The organism is Burkholderia sp. E168m23 (assembly GCF_016586125.1).
GTDB lineage: Bacteria > Pseudomonadota > Gammaproteobacteria > Burkholderiales > Burkholderiaceae > Burkholderia > Burkholderia orbicola.
Genome location: NZ_BCPP01000596.1, coordinates 1 through 4,487, shown reverse-complemented (window position 1 = coordinate 4,487; position 4,487 = coordinate 1). Strand labels below are relative to the sequence as shown.

The following is a 4,487-nucleotide window of genomic DNA, read 5'->3' as shown; positions in this document are numbered from 1 at the left end:
CGATAACTTCGTATAATGTATGCTATACGAAGTTATTACGCGGAACCGTGCCTCTACATCCTCGAACCGCACAGCGGCGCGAAGCCCGTCATGCGCGTGAAGTAAGCGCAACGCGCAGCTGCTGCTTGCGCAAAAAAGCCCCGCACGACTTGCATCGTGCGGGGCTTTTTTATCGCTGCCCGGTATGCCGCGCCCTTCGTCAGCGCTGCCCGAACCAGCGGTCGAACCGCCGCGTGTAGTTCAGGTCGACGCCCTGGAACGTGCCGCCGTACGCGGACACCGACCAGAAGCGCGTCAGGTTGATCGTCGCCTTGAACGCGTTGGCCGCCGATTGCAGCCCCTGCTCGAAGCCGAGCACGAACCGCTCGTTGATCGCCTTCGACACCAGCACGACCTGCGGATCGGTCAGGCCGACCTCGCTGCGGCCGACCGACACCTCGTCGAGACCGAAGGTCTGCGCGACCCGCTTGCCGGTCACGCTGCCGAGCAGCCCGAGCGCCGCCGTCATCGCCCCCTGCTGGCCGACGTTGTTGCCCTGGTCGGTGCCGTGCCCGAACAGCAGCCACGACAGCTTTTCGTTGTCCGTGACGTTCGGCTCCGACACGAGCTTGACCGTCAGCGACTGGATCGTGCCCGTCACCTGCACGCCGGCCTCGACCTCCTGGTTGCGCCGCATCGCGAGGATGTTGACGCCCGGGTTCGACACGGGGCCGTTGAACGTGAAGAAGCCGTTCTCGATCGCGAGCTTGCGGCCGAACGTCGTGTACGTCGAGCCTTCGGTCACGCGCACGTTGCCGACCGCGCGCAGCGGCACGCCCGGCGCGCTCATCACGGTGATCGTGCCGCGCAGCCCGAGATCCGCGCCGTGGCCCTTGAAGCGGAAGTTGTTGCCGAGCCCGACGTCGATGTTCGCGCGCGGCGCCAGCGACGGCGCCGGCTTGTTTTCGACCGGCTTCGGCTTCGCGGCCGCGGTGCCGGTGGGCGTCTCGCCGCGCACCGTGCCGTCCGGCTGCACGATCACGACGTCGTCGGACAGGTGCGGCGCCGACTGCTCGGGCAGGTCGAACAGCGCGCGGTCGACCATGAACTTGCCGTCGATCGACAGCGCGCCGCGCGGCCCGTCGTTCGCGACGGTGGCCTTGCCCGACAGCGACAGCTTGCGGTCCGGCGCCGCGAACAGTTCGAGCTTGTCCGCGACGATGCTGGCGGTCAGGTCCGGCGCCTCGCCGTCGAGCCGCACGCGGCCGAGCGCGCGCAGCGTGCCGTCGCCGCCGTGAAATTCGACCTGCTGGAATTCGACGAGGTTGTCCGACAGCTTCACGCGCACGATGCCGTCCTTCAACTGCACGCCCTGGTCGATCAGCGTCGCTGAAAGCTCGTCGCCCGTCAGCGTCCCAGACAGGTTCGGTTTCACCGGCGTGCCGGAGACCGTGAGCTTCAGCGCTGCGCGCCCGCCGAGCAGGTAGCTCGGCCCGAACAGGTTGCCGGTGGTCTTCAGCGCCGGAATGTCGGCGTCGATGCGGCCCGCCAGCGGACCGTCGTCGACGAGGCCGAACACACCGTCGCGCAGCGCGAACGGCACCGTGACGTTCGCGTCGAGCGTGCCGATCCGGCTCGCCTTCGCGAGTGCCGTCACGTTGAGCCGGTTGCCGGGCGCGAAGCTCGCGCGGGCGGACAGGTCGGTCAGGCCGAGCGATGCGATGCCGCGCCCGGTCTCGATCGTCACGTCGCCGCCGCGGCGCTTCACCTGCACGTAGCCCGTCGCGTTCGCGCCGAGCGCGAAATCCCAGTCGGCATCGAGCACGACGTCGGTCCGCACCGGCGGCCGCTGGCCGGTCAGCGCCTGGCGAACCTCGAGGAAACGCGCGACCGACGCGCCGGTCACGGCGCCCGCCGAGCGCATCTGGCCGCGGTCGAACACGAACGATTTCAGGTCGATCGCCGCACCTTCGAGCGTAAGCCGCGTCGCGCCGAGCGTCACGCGGCCGGCGCCGGCCGATATCGTCAGCGGCGCCTGCAGCGCGAGCGCCGGCGTGCCGCGATTCGCGAGCCGCGTGACGGTGCCGTCCCAGCGCATGCCGTCGCGGTTCTCGACCACGCCGCCGTTCGCCGCGAGCGTCAGGTCGATCACGCGGCCACCGGCCACCCCGAGCGCCGACGCGTCGAGCGTGTGCTTCGCGCGCGTGCCGTCGAGGTTCGCGCGCAACGATTTCAGCTGGAACGAACCGAGCGCGATGTCGGACGCGTCGGCCGTGAACACGAGCGCGCCGTGCGCGCCATCGCGGATGTCCGCGCGGCCCTGGGCGGTGCCGATCCGGTTCGAACCGACGACGACGTGCTCGGCCTTGTAGGTCGCCGTCACGTTCGGATGCGCGAAGCTGCCGGTCAGGTCGCCTTGCGCCTGCACGAGCCCCTGGACGCCGAAGCCGAGCCGGTCGAGCTGCGGCGCGTCGACGACGAAGCGCAGCCGGTCGCCGGGCGCGCCGAAGCTGCCGCGCAGGTCGACGTGGTTGCCGGCGATCGACAGGTTCGCGTTGCTCGGCAGGATTCGCGAGCCGGCGAGCTGCACGACGCCGGCGCCGGTCAGCGGCACGCCGTCGTACAGGCTGTCGGCGAGCTTGAAGGTCGCCTTCGTCGACACCTGCGGCGCGAACGCGCCCGACGCGGTCAGCGTGCCCGATACGCGCGTTTCGCCGCGCTTGGCCGGGGCCTTGGCGGCCGTCGCGGGCGCCTTGCCGCCGCCCGCCTTCGGCGCGCTCATCGCGGCGAGCAGCAGCGGATCGAACGCGGTCAGCGTCGCCTTCGCGTCGTAGCTCGAATGCGCGTCGTGGCGGAACACGCCCGTCAGGTCGATGCGCCCCTTGCCCGCCGTCACGCGCGTGTCGGTCAGCACGGTCTGCTGCCGCGTGAGCGCGACCTTGGCGCGTGCGCCGAGCGCGAGCTTCGGATCGTTCAGGTTGAAATCGACGGTCGTCACGTCGCCCGCGAGCGTCACGCCGAGCGGGCCGCCGAGGCGCATCGGCCGCAGCTCGGCGACGAACGCGTTCAGGTCGAGGTTCGCAACCTTCAGATCGAAGCGGCCCTTGCCGCCCGTGAGCGTGCCGCCGCCGGTCACGCTGCCGTCGCGGATCAGCTTCAGCGCGAGGCCGTCGATCCGTTGCGCGTGCGCGTCGAGATGCACGGTCGCATGCGCGTCGATCACCGGCAGAAGATGGTCGCCGAGCGTGCCCGGCTTCGCGTTGACGATCGACACCGGGCCCGTCACCGCGAAACCCTTCGCGGGCGCCGAGCCTGCCTGTGCGCTCACCGGTGCGAGTTCCGCGCGCACCGCGAGATCGGCCGCGGGCGCGCCGGGCGACAATGCTTGCGGGTTCACGTGGTCGAACGCGAGCGACGCGCGCGTGAGCGGCACCGTGCCGAACGGCGCGGCCTCGACGTGCGCGCGCCCGTTCAGCTTCATCCCGCTCGCGTCGACGTCTGCGACGAGCGCCTCGAGCGAACCCGACACGCGGGCCCGCGCGTCGACCGGCTCGTCCGACAGCTTGCCCGCGTAGGTCGCTTCACCGGTCAGCGCGAACGGCTTCACGCCGTCGAGCTTCGCGCGCGCGGTCAGCGCGCCGTACGGCGTATCGACGCCGTCGAGCACGAGTTCATGGTGACGGCCGTCGCTGCGGCCGTTCAGCGCGAGATGGTCGAGCTGCGTCGTCGACGTGCCTTCGTGAATGGCGAGGCGATCGACGCGCAGGTCGTCGATCCGCACCTGCAGCGGCAGGCTCAGGTCCTGCGGCGTCGTGCTCGGCGTCGACGGCCCCGGCGCGATCCGCACGTCGATCGTGCCCGCGCGCAGATAGGCGATGGACAGCCGCCACGGCGCGCGGGTCAATGCCCAACGGCCGTCGAGCCGGTCGATGCGCACCTCGGTGCCGGTGCCGTCGGGGCTCGTCCACGCGAACCCGCGCAAGCGCACGCCGGTCGCGAGCGAGCCGCCTTCGAGCGTGCCCGCGAGCCGCGTGCCGAGCACCTTGCCGGCCGCCTGCCACGCGAGCCGCGTGCCGCGCTCGGTCGTCACCGCGCCCAGCACGAGCCCCGCCGCCAGCACGACGAGCAGCACGACCGTCGCGAGCGTCCACGCAATGACACGCCACGCGCGGCCGCGACGCGGCGCGCGCGGCGGCGTGTCGGGCGCGCCGTCGGGCGAATCCGGATCGTGAGGCGGCGGCGTGTCGTTCGGGTCCTTCGTCATGCGGTTCGTCGTGCGGGTCGTCGTCAATAGGGCGGCGGGTTCAGAAAGCGATGCCGAGCGTCAGGTACGGGCGCACGCTGTGGTTGCGCAAGCCGTACGCGACGTCGACGTTGATCGGGCCGACCGGGCTGCGCCAGCGTGCACCGACGCCCACGCCCGGGTAAAACACGCGCTCGCCCCATGCATCGGTCGCGGTGCCGATGTCGAAGAACGTCGCGGCGCCCCAGTCGCGGTTGAACCAGTG

At 71.2% G+C, this 4,487-nt stretch carries 2 protein-coding genes; both read right to left on the bottom strand.

All coding sequences use genetic code 11. The features are described 5' to 3' along the window. Window positions 1–199 precede the first annotated feature (199 nt). Window positions 200–4,243 (bottom strand): translocation/assembly module TamB domain-containing protein, encoded by a 4,044-nt coding sequence (locus tag JMF90_RS25545; protein ID WP_011694360.1) that lies wholly within the window; start codon window positions 4,241–4,243, stop codon window positions 200–202. A gap of 40 nt (window positions 4,244–4,283) precedes the next feature. Continuing rightward, the coding region (locus JMF90_RS25540; RefSeq protein WP_201325577.1) for a BamA/TamA family outer membrane protein at window positions 4,284–4,487 on the bottom strand (204 nt) is incomplete at its 5' end.